Consider the following 21,890-nt stretch of genomic DNA (forward strand, 5'->3'; position numbering starts at 1 on the left):
CATTGCCTTCTCTAGAGTGGATTTTGAACTTTTACGGTAAATGGCTTGGCTATCGGTGTATCCGGACATTGAGGCTGGATTGTTGCCTGAGAAATCGGATACGTTGCTTTGAGGCTTTCAATCTGCTCAAAAGCAACATGAAAATTTTGATTGATTGTGGCATGACCAATTGCATTCCTAGCCCGGATAGCAGCAAGCTTTTCTGGCACTGAATCGATAGTGCTAGGATCCTTGCAAAACTGGCGGAGTAATTCAGAAAGTTCTTCTATGCGTTCTAGTTGGAATCTTTCCCGATCACTCGCTGGCACATTGAACAATGGTCGATGTGTCATTGCGTTAAGCCAGGCATAAAAAAGCAGTTCAAATGAATTCATCTGCTCTCTTTCCAATGACAGTACCCTCACGCTTTGATGAACCGGGCTTTGCTGTAACATTGTTTCTTGCATATATTCAGAAAAATGAGACTGCTTTCTTCTTGCAATCCAGTTCGGTACAACAAAATAAATGTGATTCGGTAATATGGCTGTCGGGATCTCTACAGGATCAAACGATGGTGGAGCATCTGGCTCTTCATCTTGTAATTTTCGATGGCGAATTAGCTCGCTTTCAAGGAGATAAAAGCCCTCGTAGTTATTCGTTGATAAAGGCATTCTCCCTGGTGTAAAAATACCAAGTTGACGTTGAATACGCAGTGAAAGATGACAGAGTTGGTTGACTTGTGGATTGGGTCGAAGATAATTAAACCCCCCCGATCGAAACTGGCTGATCTTGGGGTAGTCCCACAAGGTCATGACCTGATCAATCACTTGCTTCAAGCAAACGATTTTTTCCAACAAGATGTCATCATTTTCCTGTTGAATCTCAAAGCGGCTATTTTTTAGCGTGCCAATATACTTTTGAAATAACGTAAAATATTTCAGAATGTTGGCGTCGACCGACTGCTCTGCGAACCGACTCACCAAGTGGTTGCAAGATCGCTTTAAACGATCGAGTTGATTTGTGCTAAATAAGGGTTCAGCTATGGATTGGAAACCTTCTGCTTCATATTGTCCAAAATACTGCCCCAAAAGGTTTTTCGTCCCGCTGATATCTAGAATGGGTTGGCTTCGTTTTGTCAAAGGTAATTGATTGATCCCAAGCCAAAACAGATCCACGTCTTTCTCTAGCAAGCCGATACCGGATAGCATTTTTTCATAAATCATACCGAGTCGATGGAAGTCTTGCTTTTCTGGTAATGCCAGCATGACTTTGAGTTGCTCAAGCTGCGCAAACTCATCAGCCAACACTTGATCGAACAAGGATAAAAAGCCTTTAAATTGGATGATCTGAGCAAGTTCATTCCCTTCGATTACGCCATCCAGACGGCGTTCTGCCAATTTATATAAGGTTGGGAATTCATGTTGAATTGATAAATACTGCGATAAGTGCCGATATCGTCCCGAAATATACTCAGTAATATGTCCAGGCAGTTCAGAGCTGGTATTAATGGAAGCTTCTACTTTTTCCTTAAGACGTGAACAAATACTGTCGATTTCTTCTTCGGTCAGAATATGGGTTTGCCCACCAATCTCGATATCCAATCGGCCTGGTTTTAAAAAACCATGCTTGAAGTGAGAAATACTATCAGGCGTAAGTAGCCCAAAAATATAATCCAATTGTGCAACTTTTTTATGAAGCGCATCCTCATCTCGAACCGGATCAGGAACCTCCTGATTTTCTTCATCCGATGGATTAATTAGCACCCGCCAACGAAAATCTTCGTCCGAACCTGTCGTATCATCATCCACCGCATATTTTCGGAATTTGAAAGATAAAACTTTTTCTAGTCCTTTGATCGACTCGATTCTAGCCAGCACATCTGATGCATAGATATAGTCAGGCACCAAAATGGCATCCACATCATCTTCTTTGATCAAACCATTTTCCAGCATTGGCCCTTCGAAGATCTGGTCACGATGGATGGATTGTGCTTCTAATTCATCATAAGTGTATCGTGGAACAGGTGGACAAACTTCCTGATAAATCTGAAAATAAAGCTCCGAGATTGTCTCTGGAATATTCTCGATTTCAGAAAAAGACAAATGTAAATTCACACCAATTGTTTGTTTATGAAAGGCATGGATCGTCAAGAGGTCTTCATTAACGTTACGGCTATCTAGAAAACGATTGCGGATATTTTGATAAACACTGGCCTTATCGGCACCTGGCTCTAAATCCACCTGCACATGACAACAGCCTGTCAATACCTGAACAAGTTCTGCCTCTTCCGAAGGTTTCACCTGTTGTTTTTTCCAATTTAAAAATACATTACGAACACCGGGTACATCCATGAGCATCCGTCGGTGATCTGCCGTTGTGACTGGGTTGCTCGGTAACAGCGCCGAAGACATAAAGAAAGGCGTTCTCGCTTTATCGTCTTCATTTTCTGGGTTTGGTGCCAGCAAATCGGTCATTGGAAACGATAAACGGTAACCTAAATCTGCAATGACAAACGCCAGCACTTCAATAAAGGTGATCCCCGGGTCTGGCAGATTATGATCTGTCCAAGAATCCCCAGTCACTTTTTGAAGAATGGATATCGCCTGATCCTTAAGATATTCCATATTTCGGCCGTCCCCATACGCTGGTGCCGGGGCAAGCATATTCGAATTTTCTGTAGTCATCGTGATCCTGCTTAAGAATGAAGAAATGAGAACGCTGTGCTTTTTGAAGATGAGAAAAGATTAGGAGACTTTGAAATCAACCTCGATACGCCACTTTCCAATCCCTTCGTAGATATCTTTTGACCCTGTCAAAAGCGTAATATTGTGATGTGCAGAAGGGACAAGGATCTTGCTCGGTCTATCCGGTTCGATATATGCCCGATCTTCGTTATCACCCAAGCGCTTGATGTCATATATCATCTCTGCTGCTGGGTGTTTTTCTAATAGCTGCGCAATTTCAGAAAAGTAGACTTTCTGGGGAGCCTGTCCCATCTGTTGCAGATTCCTTTGGCTCCAAGGCGTCAAGAAGGCATTAATTGCCCCCGTCAGCTGACCCAGCACACTATCAATATCGTAATCAGAAGAAATACTCATGGTGATTTCGAATTGAACCTCTTCATATACTGGATCCACAATTTTGACAGGAACACTGGGTGGGGAAACCCGATTGATATAACTTTGTATTCTGCGCTTCAGATACAGAGGTACCTTTGGTTGGATCACATCCGGATTATGATTGACAGGAACGACGACCAAACAAACATTATCACTGACTTGACCTTGTGGCAGCACATCTGATTCACGGAAACATCGTGTCAAATACACTTCTGGAAACTCAGCCAAAACCAGGTGTTCATAATCCCAGGCTGTTAACGCTCGATTTTTATGACGTAACCGTTCACTTGAGCGAATATTCAAATCTCTGGACTGCTCTTGGATCCGACCGCTAAATGACGGATAACTTTGTTTGATTTCTTGAATACGCGGATCTGGTGGCACCATGGTTGCAATACTTTGAGCAGCGAGTGGTTGTTCAAAATGAGATGCATCGTGATCCACATCCACTAACTCAACCATCACACCTTGCGCTTCGATATGGCGGATCCTTGAATACAATGCAACTGCTGTATTCAAGGATTCATCCGTCAAAGAAATCTTGATCCAGAAGCGTCCATCACGGATAAAGTGTTCCTGATAATCAATTTTGGGAATTTCAAAATCAACGATCCCTGAGTCGAGAAGATTGAGCGTTGAGTCTTCCGTGATCCGTGCTTTGGTGCCATCACTTTGGCCTTTGCCAAAGAAGTTCCAATTCCCACTGTACAAATATTGCCAATCGATCACCACTTCATCACTGGTATTACTCCCATCAACCGGATCCATCTCAAAGTACAAACGAATATGGCTTGGGGTTTCTAACCCTGCAATTCCTATATATAAGCACCCGTTGTCTAAAAACCGAGGGAGCAAGGCAATACTGTCTTCACTCGTTTCTTTTACATCTCTACGGCCAAGCGGATGGATTTGTTGAATTGCATGATGATCTTGTTCTGTCATATTGGCTTTCACTTCGACTGTTGATTCGTAGTCGATACTGACCGTTGCCAACGTCGGCGTGTAAGGTTCCGGAACCTGGATCAGTTCTGGCTCCGCCATATTCGCAGTAACAAAACTGATATATTGTTGAACGAGTGGGTAATCTGCATGACCAAAATCATTATTTGTAAGTGTTAGTGAAAAGTACTTCGGCCACTCGGTTGCACCATCCGCTTCGAATGAAAGTTGATCATAGCGACAATACATCAACATCGTTTGTTGATCATTGAGAAGCGACAAACCATATTGGTCGATATTATCTGCATAACTGTCATCTGGATGATGGCTACCAGATAAAGTCGCATATTGAGTAAAGATGGACTGCTTTTCCTTCAATCCTTCTTTATGATCAGATGTATGAATATCAACTTGATTTTCAGGCCAAGCTAAACAATTGCAATAATGCTCAAACAACTTTTCAAAATTGTCCGGTAATTTTATCGTTTCACCTTTTTCTTTATCTGGAATGAGTTCACTACAGGTGATGTCATTTGGCTCAGTAACTGTTGGTTTACATAGACCATCAGTATGGATATACCCTTCCTGGCTGAGTGAAAAATAACGATAAAAGCTATAAGGTTTATAAAAATTGTCGAAGCTGAGTGGCCGACCTGTCCACTCAAAGTTTAAATACACTTTGGAAACGTCTTTGACTAACAGCTCAGGATGTGTGAAATGGAACTTGGAGGTCAGTTTTGGGGTTGGCCCAAAAGGCTCAAAAGGTTTACTGGCATCAAGCGGCCCAAGGTCATTTTCAATCAACAAACCTGGAACTTTTTTTGCACTGATATTCATCAGAACTGAAGAGAACATTGGCCGCACCAAATCGCTTGGCTGAAATGTCTGCTCCGATGGGCTTTCTGACGTGTCCGAACCACGAAAAACTTCTTCATAATACTGCGCTTTTAGTCTGAAGATCAGTGAGGGCATCGTCGGTAAATGCGGCGTATTTTCATCAATATATTGCATTATTGATGGAAACAGTGCATCAAGCTTTATCAATAAATCACCATCTGTTGCTTTGCTGATTAAGCTCGAGTCGATGAGTTGGAAACCTTCAGCCGTAGAGATATAGACATGAAACCACTGAGCCATTTGTTCAGACTGAAAAGCTGCACTATTCGTCAGTACCCAGCGTAATTTTATTTCACGTTCTCCGCCAACCAAGTTGAGCGCCGTTGAGGTGATTAAAAATCCAATCTCCGGATAGACACCACGTCCAGAGTCATCAATTTCGGATTCTCCAAAGGTCAAACACCCTTCTTCTGGGAAACTCAATTCAGCATCAGAGTCAAAGCAGCGAGACAGTAGATACCTCGCGTAACTTGTTTCAAGCCCTGTTTCATCGCTTTGGATCTTCACATCCACTAAGGACATGGATAAGACCCTTTCGATTAACGTATGATTTAACACAGCGTTGCTTTTCGTCTCATAGATCAGCTCCTTCCCTGATGCATCTTCGCCACCAAAAAACTGGGTTCCTTCTTTAAGCGTCATCGAGGGCACATCATCTTCCAATGTTAAGACTAGATGGGCCTTATCCGGCCTTGGGGGTTGCTCTGTAAATCCCAGGACATCGCGATAATAATGCGATAGATGTCGATCCGTATATTCATCAAATTGTCCCCATGGACTCTTCATCATTTCGAAGAATGCCAACATTGATGCAATATCCGCTCTGGAAGCCAGTCTTATGATGGATTCATCTACAACTTCTCCGTGAAGGAGTTTTTCAAGTTCCTTGACTTCCTCTTGGCTTGGGATCCCACTTTGCCAACTTCCTTGCGATTGACCTGTTTGCCCATCATAAAAGCGAATGTGATCGGAATATTCTCTGAGATAGTCGAACCAACCCGTTAGGGAGCGTTCTTCGACTGAAAAATAACTCGGTAACAGCGTGTCACTGCCCCGTGTCTGTTGGGTATGCCCGAGCGAGCTCTGACTTCCCATTGGATTAGAATCGTCTTGCTTCATGACCATATTCTGGACGGATCGTCCACCTCTACTTAGATGTACAGATAAATTGAGAAGGCACGAACTGCGCTTGGCCTTTATATTGCGGTGATGGATCTGGTGCGCCACTCCCTGCGGGTGGCGGTGGTTGCTTTGCAGGGGATGTAACCTTAAAGGTTGCGTCGAACATACTCCCTTTCAAGATGAGCTTCTTTTTGTGCAGCCCTTTTTTTGTCAAATTATTCGGCTTTAACTTAATCGTTACCTCACCCATGCCAGGAACAACAAACGGCGGTGCCATATACATACAGTTGCTTACCTTGACACTTTTCTCATCCCCTTCGATACATACCTTCTTCCCCATGATTGTCATGGTGCCAGACGCTTTAATTTGTCCGGGTGGTACGACCGCAATCGCTTTGCCAAAAACAGGGAGAAAAGTCACCATGTCATTATCCACAATGGGAAGGTTGGCACTCATATTGATTTCTCATTGAGATAGAAAGGAAAGACCATATTGCTTCTGCTGTTTGTTTCCTTGATTTCGTATTCCAGCTCAATATTGAGGATCCCTTCATTCAATTCGCTGCTATCAAACATAATCTCCAACAAAGTGATCCTCGGCTCACCCAATAACACTGTATTGGCAATTTCTTCCTTTAAATCCGCCAGGATTGATGGATCGCCAGATTGAAAAAGAAAGTTGTTCAAGCCACAACCAAATGTTGGTTGCAATGGCCTTTCACCAACCAAAGTATGTAATAGCAGATAGATTGACTGCTGAAGCAACGATTCTCCTGTGGCCATCTGCGGCCCTGTTTTCGCACTTTTAAAAGTGGGTGGAAACTGCCACCCCTGGCCGATAAATTCTGTTTGGCTCATTATTCAATCTCCGTTTTGCTTGCTTTGATTTTGGCTTTACCGCTGGCTTTCACTTGATAGTCCGCTTTGCTTTCCTGGATCACCTTTCCACCGCTCTTCAAGGTCACATCCTGATGCAGTGTCAATGTCGTTTTATCTTGAGTGAATACGAACCCTTTCTCATCATTGATATCCGCTGTGGTTTTCTTACCGCTCACCACGTGCATCGTGGATTTTTCTTGATCAAACTCCACGGACATATTTTTTTCTTTAAAATAAATTCCTTGCTTGAAATTATTCTTGTCGAATTGATATGGCGGCTCAGTTTTCGGATTATGCATACTGCCTAAAATGACAGGCTGGCGGCTATCCTGGCCAATAAACCCGACGAGTACTTCTTCATCTTTTTTGGGTGGGAAGAAAAAGCCCTCTTTTTTCCCGGGCTTTCCGGTGGATGTCGTCAATAATCGTGCCCAGACATGTTTATCCTCGGAGAAGGTCTTGAGCATCACAGGAATTCGCTGTAATTTTTCAGGGTCATCTTTATAGTCTGCAACTTTTCCGACCATCGTTGGGATTGGTGGCACATCATCCCAGCCAGATAGCAGTGTTTTCCGCAAGGGTAAGCCAAGTATAAAAGTGATGAGCCATTGATCTTTATTGTACGTATGTCGGATCCCGGTGATCAGATATTCGCCTGCATAAGTTTTCCCAATTCCCTGAAGCTTCAATGCTTCCATGAGTTTGATATCGGTAAAGGGGTTATCTTTAGAGGGAACACACACAACTTGCCCCTGATACTGATCCAATCGTCGATAATTTGCCTGGGCTTTTGCCCGCGCTGCGAGCTCTTTTTGTGGTACAGGGATTGCTGGCTGTAACAAAACATCAGGGATTGATAAGACTTTGTCTGCTTTTGAAAAAGACTTAAATCCATCTGGTGCACCTTTTGCCTTTGGATGATAATCCTGTTTCGAAATATCCCAACCTTTCGACTCAATTGTTTTAATATGCGAGCATGTATCCAGATTGAGATCATAGGATTTGATATTATCGAGGCCGACTTTGATCTCGTGTGCTTTGGGTTTATACCCTTTGAGATCAACGACCTGATTGTCTTTAAAAGTTGGTACAAATACAAAACCATTGGTCAGTACTCGTGCCATCATGGTTCGCCACAGCGTTTGCTGATAGCTAAAAAATTGGTAATGCTCGATATCACTTTTCGCGATATTCCCGGACTTCGCTTTGCTTGTATCGATCAGTTTTTTGATTAAGTCGTTATCTTTGGTCTTTGCATTGACAAGGTAAGTCCTTGGTCCTTCTGTCATTTTGATCGCATCACCATGGGCAATGACTTCCAGAAAGGTTCGTTGCTCCCAGCCCATTCGTTGACCAGTGATGATCCCTTCAAAAATTGTTTCGACTTTTGTGACAAACCCGGCTTTGACCTCAATCGTTTTACCCGGCTCAAACTTTCCCCCATCTGCCAGTTCAAACGTTTGTTTGGTAAAATCGCCATCTTTGATTTTTATATGTAAAGCCGGGATCCCATTCACCTGATAATCGGTTTTAACGGAAATAATGCTAATTTCTGGTGTTAGATCTTTGCCTCCCACAAGGACTTTCACTTCATTCATGACACTCATCGGGGATCACCTCTCCATTGGGGGATATTTCATGAAAGCACCAACATTCATTTTGCGGATAGTATCCAATTCATTAAACTCCGCAACACTGGATACAAATTCTGCATCTCCGTAAATGTTATTTGCGATTGAAGTTAAACGATCACCTGTTTTTACTTGAAATACATGAGTTAAATCTGGGGATGACTTCCCTGTAATACTTTTAATCTGTTTGTCAGACAAGCATTCTTTAAATCGGCACTTCACCTGCGCCTTGATCCGGTTCCCAAGCACATCCACGATTTCATTTTGGATTTTCAAACTCATCAGGCGTCCACTAAAACCACCTGCCGCAGTATTCACAAGTGGCATGCTGAGCGGTTTGAGTGTCAAATAAGGTGGCTCATGAATTTTTCCATCGACGGAGTGACATATTTTCAGCAATGATTTAATGCTTTTATCAACACTATCCGGGATCAAATTATTAGGAAGCCCAAATGCAACGATATTGGAAAAGGTTGTATCGTCCAATAAAAAGGTCACTTCAATCTCAGATGAATTTGACTTTTTAAAGCTACTTTCCCCACTCTCACCACCAATCGTGTTGTGGTCACAGATACAATTTACGAACTCAGATTCCATATTTTTGGGGTCATAAGGCAGTGTAACGCTGCCAATCGCATCGCCAACTCCCCGTTCAATCTTGCTATAACCTGTGACTTTCATCATGGGTAAAAACAATCGGGTTGGGTCGTTCACAATAGACATACTTAGGGCCTCTTTTTCAGTTCATTGCGCTCAATTGCGTCATCAATGTAATCTTTCATTGCTTCTATTTTTTCATTGATGATCGTCTGCCAGTCTTCCGATTGCTTTTGCATTTCCTTGGAGAGCGCGACCATATCACCTTGCATCGTTTCCATATCTTCTACAGGCTCCCCTTTAAGTTCCTTCTTTTCAATTTTGGCTTTCACTTTGACTTCATCGCAGCAGATATTCACGCTTCCCTCCTTTATCCAGTCTTCGTGAGTTTGATCGGTATATATTTGAGCCCACTGTATTTAAATTCCATGGATTCCATCAGAAGCTTGCCGCTATCTGCATTCAGGCTATCCCAGGTCCAAGACTCCAGATAAGCGTTCGTCACGAGCCAAGCATTCACGGGCGTATCAGATTCATCCAATATACTGACCAAGATATCTTTACGGAGCAGTCGGGTATCCCAGAACAAGGACTCAGCAACATTGCCAAGCATCAGCGGGCTGGGGGCAGTAAATACACCGCGTTTGAGCGTCAGTGTTTGTTTGGTTTGCTGGTTTGATAAACTCGTCATGCTGCCATTTTCTGTAATGGACCGTGTCATTTTGAGCCCACTCACTTCTTGAAATTGCATATCAATCAGATTGGGAATACCAGCAGAGGTAATTGAGACAATAAATCGGTAATTTGGTAAAGGCAGGCCAGGATCGATCAGCATCATTCCGCCTCATCTGTTGTTTGGTCATAAACACTCCGGCGACAGCAAAACACCGGAGGACAGCCACGGAGATAATCTTAAAATTCAACTCAGCTGAATTTGATTCAGTAGAGATCAAATTAGTGGAATTCGATTTTGATATCGTCCGCCATCATCTCAAGAGACTCAACACTTGCTTCGTTCGAGCCGCCATTGATGCTTGGTGCAGTCAGCTTTTTCGGAAATGCGTTGATCACTTTCCAAGTCACAAGCGGCTCATCTCCTGTCTCATTGGTCAATGAGATCGTAATGTCTTTTTTGTTGACCAAATTGAGGCTAATCGACGAGATCCAATCATAGAATTGGCTTTTCTTGCGAACCAGACCACGTTTGAGCGTGATATTCACATCTGTGGGTTGACCTGGCATATGTTTCTTACCCAACCCATCTTTATAAGTGATTGTTTCGACGCCAATGTCTAAACCTGAGACTTCAGAAAATGGAATACTTTCTTCGCCGAAGTTCACCACAAAGCGGTAGACGGGGATCGGGTATTCATTTGCAATTTCATCAGCAGTTGTTGCCATTCGGATTGCTCCATCAGTTGATTAAATAAAGAAGAAATGAAAGATAAAGAAGGCTTAACCTTCGATACTCTTATGTGAGAATGTAAGAATGATAAACTCAGCAGGACGAACGGCTGCCAGACCCACTTCAATTTTGAGATACCCATTATTGATATCATCTTCGGTCATCGTCTGACCCAGTCCAACATTGACGAAAAATGCCTGTGACGCAGATTCACCAAACAGTGCACCTTGACGCCATAAGCCTTCCAGGTAGCTTTCAATCATGGTTCTGATTTTCAGCCATGTGAATGGTGTATTCGGCTCAAAAACTGCGAACTGAGTGGACTTTTGAATCGACTCTTCGACCATATTGAAGAAACGGCGAACGGACACATAACGCCACTCATTATCGTTGCCCGCGAGTGTACGCGCACCCCAAACCAGATTTCCTTTACCCGTGAAATAACGGATCGCATTGACAGATTTACCACCATTCGTATCGACGTTGAGGCTTTCTTGGTCTGAGTTCTTGATATTCTTCATTGGCATTTGAACAGAAGTCATTGCAACATTCGCCGGCGCTTTCCAAACACCACGAGAAGCATCCACTTTTGCCATTACCCCTGCAATGCCTGCGCAAGGCGGCAAAATAACATAGTTTTTACCAAGGACTTGAAGAACTTTGTTGAAAATATCTGTATTCGTTTTAGGCTCAGATGGGTTTGCGTCACCATTCGCATCCAATCCACCTAGCTTGTACAACTCAATGGCTTCATAAATCCCCTGTTTTTCCGGGTTTTCGACATAAACAGTAACTGTATCTAACTCATAGTGCCTTGCGTATGTACTGAGAACATTGGGGTAATAACTCCCCGCATATTTTAAATCCCCTATTACCGAATTACGCATTGCTTCAACATCTTTGCTGATTTTCTCTGAAGCTAACGCGCCATCCGCCTGTTCGACAACATCAATCAGCGTAAAACGATCTTTCAGCATGCTACATTGCGAAATTGCCTGAGATTGTAAGTCGTAGTAAGCAACAAGATCCGTTTTTCCATTGCTTTCGATGCCGTGGGCATCCACAAAATGAATCAGCGTCACTTCATCAACTTTCTTAATCACCGCCAATGCATCAATAAAATCATCTTTCGATGGTGTTGCAGTCGTTGCGCCTGTTGAAATGATATAACAAGCACCACCACCATTCGCAAAATAGTGTTCAACTGCAAATGCCAGGAGATATTGCGGCTTCAGTCTCGCACCATCTTGCGGATCAACGTCTGTTGCATTAGCTGTACTATCATCTGTCGCATCAATCTGTTCTATTTTACGTAAGACTGAATAATTCCCGTCAACAGGTGCTTTCACGATAAATGTTTCTGCTGCACGACTCCCAAATATTGCATTAAATTCAGCCATACTTGTGATACGAACAGGTTTATTGGTGATGTCCTGATCTTCTGAATCTTTCGTAATGTTGGTGTACCCAACAAATGCCGGAATGGCAGTCGCAACCTCAGTGACCGATGGCGGTAGAAGAGACTTCTCTTCGACATACACACCGGGTGTCTTTTTCTGAGCCATATGTTTTCCTATAAATAATGAGCATAAAAGGACTCATAGAATGAGTTTCATGGAGTGAAGAAGAGTTAGCCTTCCAAACTTTTGTGTGAGAACGTCAGGATTATAAATTCTGCTGGGCGAACAGCTGCCAGACCGATTTCTATCTTGAGGTAACCATTATTGATATCATCTTCCGTCATTGTTTGACCAAGACCGACATTCACGAAAAACGCTTGTGCAGCGGATTCACCAAACAATGCGCCTTGTCTCCAAAGGTTTTCCAGATAACTTTCGATCATGGTTTTGATCTTCAACCAGGTAAACGGCGTATTTGGCTCAAATACAGCAAAGTGAGTCGACTTTTGAACTGATTCTTCCACCATATTGAAAAGACGGCGGACAGGAACATAGCGCCATTCATTACTATTCCCATCAAGTGTTCTCGCCCCCCAAACCAAAGTGCCTTTTCCTGTGAAAGAACGAATTGCATTAATGGACTTTCCTGACTCATGGACATTGAGTGCTTCTTGCTCACCGTGATCAATTTTTACTGTCGGCTCAAGCACACTTGCTAAAGCAATATTTGCAGGAGCTTTCCAGACACCACGATCCGCATCCACTTTCGCCATCACACCGGCAATTGCAGGACTTGGCGGTAAGATCAGGTAGTTTTGATTCAGTAATGCAACAATCATTGTGTACTGTTCAGCACCATTCAGTCGTGAGTGAGATGAACCAATATCGCTGAGTGTCAGACCAGAGTGCTCTTCCATTGCAATCGTTTTGGTTTCGTTTGGATCAACTTTGACATTGCTACCAACAGCATTCATCAAATAGCCTTGATAATCCAACGGATTACCAGCGCCATCATCAAAAATGCCATAAGGATCTTCACCTGCAACACGATTTCCATATTCATCGACTTTAAAGCCTTGCGTATCGACTAACAAAGTCTCAGAAAGCTGAATATAGATTGGAAATGATCGGCCGTAGTTTGGTGTCCCATCCGTCACAAGAAAGCCACCTTGATTCAACTCACCACCGAAGATGCTTTGTAGCTTATCCGCGTAATCAGACAGTAACTTTTGTCCCAACACGGCAAATCCCAAACTTACGCCACTGTCTACATAGCTTCTTGCCATTGTTGTGCGCATGTAAGGATAATAAGCTGCACCATACTTTAAGCCCTGAGTGACCTTCTCACGCATGACTTCAGCAGATTCGGTAATATCATCTTTTGTTGCATCTTCCGAGATATGCATCGTGTCAACAAGCGAAAAACGATCCATCATTTTTTCACTATGCGCGAGTGACTTATCATGGATACTATAGTGATCAACATCCGTCATTCCGATTGTTTCTGGTGTTGAGATTAATGTGACTTCGTCCACTTCTTCTAAAATATCAATCGCAGCTTCGTAGTCCTTTTTCACAAGGTCTGCCGCTGAGCCTGCACTAGGATAAGCACCAATGCTCAATACGTAACAGGCACCACCGCCATTTGCAAAAAAGTGCTGAATCGATTGATACAGAAATATTTTTGGCATGGTGGACTGAGCATTTTCAATATAAAGCTCTTTCGTTTCCCCATTTTCCAAAATGTTAAAAGTTTCATGATATGGGCCACCAAATACCGCTTCATACTCCACCATACTTGTGATCCGTGTGGGTCGAACTTCCGGTTGATCATCCTTATCAAGCGTTCTCAATTCGGTATACCCAATAAATGCCGGAATTGCCGTCGCAACTTCTGCCACCGATGGAGGCAAAAGTGATTTTTCTTCGACATAAACACCTGGCGTTTTCTTCTGTGCCATAGATCTTCCTTACAAAGATTTGTAAATGAGATGAAGTGGTGACGAAGGCAGGTATGCTTATCGTGTAACAAACAGGGCCTATGGGTCACCGATGAAAAATCAACCCGTTTTATGTTGCTTATTTCGCTTTAAAAAAGGTTGGAGTTGGATGAGGTGTGGGTCACAATTTGGTCGGGAAATACCCACTGTGCTGTGCCTGGAGTGAGAAATATCAGCGGGCTGTGCCCACACCTCAAAGTTGGTTGTGAATAAATTTTCCAAGCTCCGCCACATCAGTCCCAGTTGATGTGTTTTGCTTCATTCTTGTTGTCAATGGTATGACGTACAACTTGATATTTTGTGACTCAATTTTTTGAGCTTTTTCTCTCACCTTCAAAAACCTAACTTATACAGAAGATATCGTTGCTACACTCAATTTGTAGTCAGCACCGCTTTAGCGAAGCAATATCAGGAGAATGAATACCTTGTTCTATGAAGGAGACTTTGAGATGATGCCAGTGTTGTTTTTTTCTTCTCTTGCAGTAAAAAAAGAAAAATATGTTAAAAGTCACTGATTTTAAGCCGTGGCGATTACTCTGGTTATTTGGCATGATCCCTTTTTGGACGGTGGTTATCGCTTTTGATATCGAGGACACGCTTTCTGGGGAAATTGCCCATTCTTATGCCCTATGGGATTATGGATTTTGGGTAATGCAATATTTCGGATTTCTCGGCATGATCGCATTCATCTTTGGGATCAAATTTGGCAAACAGTCGTTCTGGAAATATCCTTTTTTTATCGATCTTCTCCATACAATGTATTACCAGTGGGAAGATATCTATTTTGCAGATCCGGAAACGGCCTTCCTTCACTCCGACATCATTTACCATTATGCATTCTATAATACGCTCCTCTTTACCCATTACGGATTACTCTGGGCATATGCCTTTGAAGCTCGTGGGATTTGGTATTCACAAGAGACACAAAATACTTAAAACCCAAGATCAAAAATCAACTGGTTAAACCAAGTCCCATATGGCGTCGCTCCTGTAGCAACATTGGCAATCAGGTCCACTTCAGCATTCACTAAGGTCATAAAGTCACTTTTTTGAGCGCCTAGCATTGGTTGATTAAAACTATTTCTATAGGCAGTATTGAGATCATCCAAGAAGTCATCCCAACCATTTGCTCCTAGGGTATTCAGTGCCGTTTCCCAATCATCGATGGTGATGTTGACACCGTTATCCGCGGCCCCCAAGAATGTCTCGGCTGGTGGTGTTGCTGGTTTTCTTCCTACTTTTCCGGTTGCCCAAACTGTGCCTGTCATCGGCGTTGTTTTCATTTTCACGTTTGTCGGCTTCGTGACCCAAGCGCCGGTATTGCCAGCTGGCCCGACTGAGATTGCGGCGGAGGTCAAAGTCGCTGTACTTTCATCGTAAAACCCAGCGACTATTTCGGACGCCATATTTTCAACTTTATGTACACCAACATCAAAGTCAGCGCGCTTTGTGACTGCTGTCCAATACACAATATTATGACCTGATGCACTGACCGCATTTTTCGCTGGCGCCTCAATCATCTTATGGTCCATATTATCTTGATGACTGAACGTCGTGATATTTTCCATCTTGGAACCTGAGCCACCCAAGTGATTATTCACCATATGCCCAGCAACATGCCGATAACCACACACTTTCGACATTGCTTGACCAAGCGGACGAACAGCATTCGTTGTTGAGGTTCCTGAATTATAATTTACAGGGGTGACATAAGTTGCCGCTAAATCCGCTTCCGTACCAATAATATGCCCTCCCAACCCATTCGGGATTTTCGTATTCTTTCCTGCAAATTGTTGTTTCCAATCACCATGTGCGCCCGCCTCTGTGGGTTTTTTACCGGATTTATTTAATTGCGCGTGCATTGGGCTGAGCATTGATAGGCCTCTTGTTCATTAGAAATGTGCTGCGATCAAATAGTCTTAATCGGTTGGTTACATCCAGTTAAAGCTCGCTTTATCTATCAAGAATCTCAAGACAGATAAAAACTATGTATTAATCATACTGTGAACTTTTTCCTTGGTTTCACGTGTTTCCAATGTTTCTTTATCATCTACCTTTGATGTCAAAAACTTATAACTACTTTTTACAGGCAGAAAGGACATTAATTTGATGAGATTATTTTGGTCTGCAACATTCAAAGTATTCAATTTGGGTAGGCCTGCTCGGATATCGTCATGCTTTTTATACTCGACATTATATTGAACTTCTAGCCGATGCCTATTATTCCAAGCTTTTGGAACTGGTGCAGATCTTGGTGGTTGATCCAAGTTTCTTATACTGACTTCCTTTCTAATGCCATCAAGCCTTTTTTCAACACCGCCATTCCAGTCTCCTGTTTCATAATCTTCAGACCAATGCGTAACATTTTCATATGTTCCAAGCCCTCCCCAATTATCTCTTAGCTGATGTGCATTCCATGGTTTAACAAAGGAAGCTGTATCTGAATCCTGAGCTGTTCTTAATATTTTCTGATAATTATTATCAGAGGCTGCTTTGAGCAATCGACCAACCCTTTGAATACTCCCGGCCAGATTGTGGCTTCCTAAAGGGACCCCCTCATTGCCTCCTTCATCAAGGGTATTTTTTCCTGGGCTTCCCGTAGCGCTTTTATTAACAGGACGAAATCGGGCTTTAACATTGATAGAGTTTTCAACCCTAGCATCTTCAATTGCATCTTCATCTTGAATATATTTCTGCATGTTATATTACCTTAGTGAAATCGCTGTTTGATTTACAAGATTTAGCGTATTTCAACTCACCGTAAAGCGCTTCACCACCGGATCCACCTTCTTACCCAGCTTATCTAGGCCGCTGTATTCCGACTTGAAGGTGCGATAGAAGCTCTTGCTCTTATCGTACATTTGGAACCAAGGTTTGTTTTGTCCGCTAAAGGCTGCGTTCACTTCTGAGGTGATGACACTATCGCCATCTTTTGCAACAACGGCTGCGACGTGGAAGTTGGTGAGGTTCTTCTTCACCCAGGTTTTATTATCCCAAGGTGCATGGATTTTAAAGACGGTTTGGCTTTTCTTCTTCACTGTCGGACCTGCTTCAATAAAATAAGCTTCTCCAACATTGAGCGAGGTCGTTTTATCCCCCAAGTTTGTTTCCGTCCTTGCAGTTGCATTAATACCTGAATCATCCTTAAACTTTTGTGCAATCAAGGTCGTCGCATAAACACCACAATCATTTTCCAGTTGTTTTGGTACTTCACCTATAATGCCATTTCCTTCAGCACGCCAGTTATAATCCGTAAAAGCCGAACCACCAACGGCAAAGTAAGAATCAGGTTTTGGTTCTGGTGTCGTCGCTAATTTGCCGTAGAGCCATTTGGCTGTGGACTTTTTATAACCATATTTTTTGGTTTCAGAGATGACTTTGTCGGATTCTTTTGCAAGTGTACTCATTTTTTTTCCTTATATTTTAGTTCGATGAGGAACAACACTTGGGGGATATCTACAACGCCTCATTATTGATAAGTTAGGAGGTGGATTTACATGATGATTTCAAGTGACATATCAGATGCGTTTGGTTGATAGGCGTAAACTAATTCGCGATTGGTTGCAATAATATGGGTATAACTACGTTGCCAGTAGCTTGAGTATATCGATTTATCTAAAGACAAAGGCTGACCATCATTAAAGCTGGTATCTAGTTGGCCCGTTGCCAAATCATAGAGTGCAAAGTAATGCTCATAAGTTGTGTTATCAGTGATGTAATAAGCAACACCAACCTTCTGGCCTAGCCTTGTTGCCCCGTAAACAGATAAACCTGTCAATGCATTGATCAATGGTAAAGTCACTGTCTGACTGAGTTGACCATTCGCTTTTAAATCATTGATGAATGTATCTACATCTCCCATATAGACTTTCACACCTGTCGCACCATCTCGATCCATATAATTCAAAATTCTATTTGCTTGGTACTGATAAACACCGGTCAAATAATGAGAAAGAGGATATTGTTCAACGATATCTAATACAGCGTCCAGCTTTAGCAAAGTCCCAGATCCAACCGCCCAGATATTGCTTTCGCTATCCTGAACAACGCCATACATTTGTTTGCCGTTATCATAGACTTTGATATCCACTTCGATTGTTTCTGTGACCGCATTAAACAGCATGATCCCTGTTCCAGTTGCAGGACTACCGTTATCAATCAGAGAAATATAGATCTTATCACCATACGCAAATACTTCATGAACACCGTTACCTGTACTAGTCAAAGAGTCATTTGTTGCGACTTTATCAACACTGACGGGACCAGATAAATTCAGTTTATAAACTTCATATCGACTGGATTGACGGTTAAAGAGAAAACCAAATACTTTTCCTTGTGCGACAACAAACTTCAAACCAACAGGTAAAGTAAAGAAACCTTGGCCAGCAAAACCTTCATCCAATGAACCACTTTGTAGTCGGATCAGTCTACGTTCATTCCCGACATTCACGGTTAAATAAAGATAGTCACCCAGCTCAAAGGATCCATATCGGCTATCAGAAGAAGTTGGCTTCATGCCCGGTACTGTTACACGATAGGGAAACTCCAGCCCAAGATTACGCAATGTCTCACGGATTTTTTGATGAAGCCAACTTTGGTCAACAGAGATCGTACTTTCTTGAATATTGATCCCTTCTCCTGCCTCATAATTTCCGCCGGAGATGTTTCCGACTTGCTCATCCGTGTAAGCTTTTGCTGTTTCTTCTGTTATCTTTAGGTGATTTGCGGAGACTACTCGAAAGTTTGCACCAGAATCAATATCATCCGGGTTTGCAAATTTCACGACGCCTTCTTTTTCTTCCGTTGCTGTTTCTAACCCAATATACTTTCCTTCCGTCGTTAAATCCCCTTTGACGCGCAAGGAGCCTCGGATAGTCACACCCTCGGCTTGATTGTCTTTTTCTATCGTAATCAATTGGTTCAAATCATCTAATTGTTGGGATGTCTGTGTCATAAGAATACCTTCGTTTCGATAAATAGTTGGTATATGACTTCTCTCTCAATCCCCTCTCCTTGCTCAGCCGATTTCACAAAACCAAGCTGTTTCAGCACATGCCTCGAACGGTGATTATGCTGCCAAGCAGAGGTATTGATTTCAATAAAGCCGAGTTTTTGGGCTTGCTCGATACACAACCTTGCTGCATCAGTGCCATAACCCTGATTTTGAAAATCCTTACCAATCCAAAAAGAAAAGTGTGCCGATTCCTCTTCAAAGCGCTCAAGGCTCGTCACACCGATGAAACCAAAGCATGGATGGATCACAGCAAAATCATCACGCGCTTTATCCTGCCGCATCGACTCAATGAGCTGCCTCACCTCAGAGAGGCCATCGATCACATAAGTTCTCGTCAGCGTTGGTATATCTGGATCTGCATATTGTAGCCAAAATGCTCGCGTATGCCGGATATCAAGCGGCTCTAGGTGCAACATTTCTTCCCAAGCAAAACCTCGGCTCATGTCGTGCCAGTCATTCACTTTCGTTTGAAGTGATAGAATGTCTTCGCTAGCTTCATGCAGTGATAAAGCCTGCTTGACCAGTCCTACCAAATCACGATCCGCCGTTGCTATCGCAGTATCAAGTAGGTCGGAAAGAAGTTCGACATGAGATGGCATCGCCATCATCAATGTCAGTAATGCCCGTTTTGCAAGGGGCCAGTGACACCATTGCAGACTTAACTCAGCAATACTTGCTGCAAAGCTCAGGTTTTGCTGAAGTGGAACATAATTTTCCCAGACTTGATCTAAGGTTTGGCACCAAAGGCTTCGTTCTCGAACTGGGATACCTTCGCTTTGTAAAGTCGGTAGATATGCCTGAAGAATACAGGGTGCAAAGCCGCTTTGGTCTAACACAAAACGGGCTGTTGCGGAGTTCATCGACTTGATATCGTGAAGCCAAGGTGACAATAATTGAGTTTGTATCCCTGCCGAATGAAGACATTGGTGATGATAGAACGCATGTTCCGTCATTTTGAATCGTTCTTCTTCTGTCGCCTCTTGTGTAAATACCCCAAATGTTTCAATAGAAGTGTTCACCCCTTCAGGTGATCTTTCTTGATGAGATAAAACCTTAGCCTGTTCACCTAGAACGTTTTGTATCGGTTCCCAGTTGAACATTTCTGCCCAGTCTTTGGGTTCTTCTGTTTGTAAATAGGCGTCGGGGTTTTGGCATCCCTGACCACTAGAGAGCCATAACCCCTGCCTATGCCAGGAGGACAAAAGTTGAACCTGTTGCATTGCTTCGATGGGAAGCATAATCGGTTGGTGATGCAGATAGCGTTGATAGGCATGAATCTGCTGTTTTAACTGGGGTTGTATTTCAGCCTGAAAGGATTGTAGCCATTGCTCCAAGTCCTCGATAAGAGACCACTGAGAACCCAACTTTGGTTGTTTTGCTGCAAGTGGTTTTCGCCATTGTGGCCAGTGATCCAAAGAAAAAACATTTTCGTCAGCTGTCGCTGTCTGAAAAGCAGTTCCTTGATAAATCTCCCCATAATGCATAAACATCAAAGTCTGAGGATATTGAGCCAACCAGTTCAACTCAAGTACAACCATCGGATTGTTACCAGGGACATGATCGGCTATAAAATCAGTGATTGTACTACTGATGGAGCACTGTTTCGCTTCAACAAGAGGAAGAACTTCTGGGTGTCTTGCAATTTCATCTATCGTCGATTCACCTCTCGCTGATTTATTTGAAGTCGGAGCAACAATCAAGAAGTGCATCGATATATCCTCAAACTGCGGATATTCTCTCAATCCTTGTAACATCCGAAGCATCCGGATTGCATCTCCAGGTACCCCAGCCAAGATCATGACAGGTAACGGCTGATTGATATCAATCCCATCATACGCTACACACTCTATCAAGTACGTTTGCATAACTTGGATATAGCGCTTGATGGTCAAAATACTGTGGATATTTCCTTCTTCGGGTATCGGAGGTAACAACGGAAGTGGGATTATGTTTTGCTTTGCTCGCTCTGTATCGGTCCAACAACTTCTCGGTGATGGAAACAAAGTTGCAATATTGAAGTAAGACTCTTCGTTTGAAATCATGTCTTCCTCTCAATCATAGTAGGGCTTGTTTACCTTTCTAAGATCCTCGCTGCTGATGAAAAATAAACAGTCGCTAATTTCTCAAAAGAAGATCAAGAACCGTTCCCCAGCCACCATCTTCGGTTCCAACGGGAAGCGCGTTAAACCAATCCCAACCGAAGTAGCAGACTTCTCCAGTGCCATATGGAATTTTGACAACTGCACTATAGAGTTGAGTGCTAATATCAACTTGATAGATGGGTTGACTCCCCGCTGGTAAACTTGCACTACTGAGTAAAAACGTGTCATTCTGCCCTGGTATATTTCCTGGCATACTGTTGTAAAAACCACCAGTCATAACCCGAGGAATAGAAATACTATTGTTTTGCGAAAAGCTAAGGCTCCATCCAAAACATGCGCTGAGAAAGTTCTGATTCAAAGAAAGCTCGTTTGAGAACACAAAAAGTTTCCCACCTTGACTCACAAACTTTCTGAGTAGGGTTTGTGATGATTCATCCAAATCATTATTCTTTTCATAATTAGGAAAGATAAATCGGCTTGATAAGTTCAAGCGCCGCTCAAGAGTGTGTTGATTGAGAGAATCTAATGCCGTGAATGAAAGACCATTGTCTTCCAATAACCGATAAAGATTGCTCGCTTCCTTATCTTTATCGGTATGATTTGGATCATAATCGACAAACTGATTATCCGTGAGTAGTGTGATGTGCGTATTATTCGGGACTTCAACTTCCCCTGTTCCAAGCCAACGCACTTGTCCTGTACCCGATCGAGTATACAAGCCCAACAACCGCTTTAAATGACCGCCTTCTTTGGTATAAAGTCTGGTTATTTTCCTAACACGGCCATTATGTTTGTAATAAAGCATA

Annotated in this window: 18 protein-coding genes; 1 reads left to right on the forward strand and 17 read right to left on the reverse strand. The window is 42.8% G+C overall.

Going from position 1 to position 21,890, the window contains the following annotated elements:
• Positions 1-11 precede the first annotated feature (11 nt).
• The 11 genes from C505_RS0107035 to C505_RS0107085 form a co-directional block, all read right to left on the reverse strand.
• Positions 12-2,663 (reverse strand): hypothetical protein, encoded by a 2,652-nt coding sequence (locus tag C505_RS0107035; RefSeq protein WP_018691888.1) that lies wholly within the window; start codon positions 2,661-2,663, stop codon positions 12-14.
• 60 nt (positions 2,664-2,723) lie between these two features.
• On the reverse strand, positions 2,724-6,053 hold the full coding sequence (locus C505_RS0107040; protein ID WP_157368869.1) for a baseplate J/gp47 family protein: 3,330 nt from the start codon (positions 6,051-6,053) through the stop codon (positions 2,724-2,726).
• Between the two features lie 28 nt (positions 6,054-6,081).
• The gene (locus C505_RS0107045) at positions 6,082-6,513 is read right to left on the reverse strand and encodes a hypothetical protein (RefSeq protein ID WP_018691890.1); all 432 of its coding nucleotides are present in this window, start codon (positions 6,511-6,513) and stop codon (positions 6,082-6,084) included.
• Entirely contained in the window at positions 6,510-6,914 is a 405-nt protein-coding gene (locus tag C505_RS0107050) for a GPW/gp25 family protein (protein WP_018691891.1), read from the reverse strand. Before C505_RS0107050 ends, C505_RS0107045 begins: the two co-directional genes overlap by 4 nt.
• Positions 6,914-8,542 carry a phage baseplate assembly protein V gene (locus C505_RS0107055; RefSeq protein ID WP_018691892.1) on the reverse strand — a complete coding sequence of 543 codons (1,629 nt, stop codon included), beginning with the start codon at positions 8,540-8,542 and terminating at the stop codon, positions 6,914-6,916. The genes C505_RS0107050 and C505_RS0107055 overlap by 1 nt, the downstream gene beginning before the upstream one ends.
• Positions 8,543-8,548: 6 nt before the next feature.
• Positions 8,549-9,289 carry a CIS tube protein gene (locus tag C505_RS0107060; RefSeq protein ID WP_018691893.1) on the reverse strand — a complete coding sequence of 247 codons (741 nt, stop codon included), beginning with the start codon at positions 9,287-9,289 and terminating at the stop codon, positions 8,549-8,551.
• 2 nt (positions 9,290-9,291) lie between these two features.
• Positions 9,292-9,522, reverse strand: coding sequence for a hypothetical protein (locus tag C505_RS0107065; protein ID WP_018691894.1), 231 nt, complete (start codon positions 9,520-9,522; stop codon positions 9,292-9,294).
• A gap of 11 nt (positions 9,523-9,533) precedes the next feature.
• Complete coding sequence (locus C505_RS0107070) at positions 9,534-10,001, reverse strand: phage tail protein (protein WP_083938291.1); 468 nt, start codon at positions 9,999-10,001, stop codon at positions 9,534-9,536.
• Positions 10,002-10,117: 116 nt separating this feature from the next.
• A complete protein-coding gene (locus tag C505_RS0107075; RefSeq protein WP_018691896.1) occupies positions 10,118-10,564 on the reverse strand; it encodes a phage tail protein in 447 nt (148 codons plus the stop codon).
• A gap of 54 nt (positions 10,565-10,618) precedes the next feature.
• Positions 10,619-12,133 carry a phage tail sheath family protein gene (locus C505_RS0107080; RefSeq protein WP_018691897.1) on the reverse strand — a complete coding sequence of 505 codons (1,515 nt, stop codon included), beginning with the start codon at positions 12,131-12,133 and terminating at the stop codon, positions 10,619-10,621.
• Positions 12,134-12,198: 65 nt separating this feature from the next.
• Entirely contained in the window at positions 12,199-13,929 is a 1,731-nt protein-coding gene (locus tag C505_RS0107085; protein WP_018691898.1) for a phage tail sheath family protein, read from the reverse strand.
• Between the two features lie 537 nt (positions 13,930-14,466).
• Here C505_RS0107085 and C505_RS0107095 point away from each other — a divergent pair.
• Positions 14,467-14,904 carry a hypothetical protein gene (locus C505_RS0107095; RefSeq protein WP_018691900.1) on the forward strand — a complete coding sequence of 146 codons (438 nt, stop codon included), beginning with the start codon at positions 14,467-14,469 and terminating at the stop codon, positions 14,902-14,904.
• Here C505_RS0107095 and C505_RS0107100 read toward each other — a convergent pair.
• The 6 genes from C505_RS0107100 to C505_RS0107125 form a co-directional block, all read right to left on the reverse strand.
• A complete protein-coding gene (locus C505_RS0107100; RefSeq protein ID WP_018691901.1) occupies positions 14,901-15,842 on the reverse strand; it encodes a hypothetical protein in 942 nt (313 codons plus the stop codon). The two genes, C505_RS0107095 and C505_RS0107100, sit on opposite strands and share 4 nt — an antisense overlap.
• Positions 15,843-15,953: 111 nt before the next feature.
• The gene (locus C505_RS0107105; protein WP_018691902.1) at positions 15,954-16,667 is read right to left on the reverse strand and encodes a hypothetical protein; all 714 of its coding nucleotides are present in this window, start codon (positions 16,665-16,667) and stop codon (positions 15,954-15,956) included.
• A gap of 51 nt (positions 16,668-16,718) precedes the next feature.
• Positions 16,719-17,375, reverse strand: a complete 657-nt coding sequence (locus C505_RS0107110; protein WP_018691903.1) for a hypothetical protein — start codon at positions 17,373-17,375, stop codon at positions 16,719-16,721.
• 86 nt (positions 17,376-17,461) lie between these two features.
• Positions 17,462-18,922, reverse strand: a complete 1,461-nt coding sequence (locus C505_RS0107115) for a hypothetical protein (RefSeq protein WP_018691904.1) — start codon at positions 18,920-18,922, stop codon at positions 17,462-17,464.
• On the reverse strand, positions 18,919-21,024 hold the full coding sequence (locus C505_RS0107120; protein WP_018691905.1) for a GNAT family N-acetyltransferase: 2,106 nt from the start codon (positions 21,022-21,024) through the stop codon (positions 18,919-18,921). The genes C505_RS0107115 and C505_RS0107120 overlap by 4 nt, the downstream gene beginning before the upstream one ends.
• A gap of 73 nt (positions 21,025-21,097) precedes the next feature.
• Positions 21,098-21,889, reverse strand: a complete 792-nt coding sequence (locus C505_RS0107125; protein WP_018691906.1) for a hypothetical protein — start codon at positions 21,887-21,889, stop codon at positions 21,098-21,100.
• Between the last annotated feature and the right edge of the window lies 1 nt (position 21,890).

It is taken from the genome of Algicola sagamiensis DSM 14643 (assembly GCF_000374485.1).
In the GTDB taxonomy this organism is placed as follows: Bacteria; Pseudomonadota; Gammaproteobacteria; order Enterobacterales; family Alteromonadaceae; genus Algicola; species Algicola sagamiensis.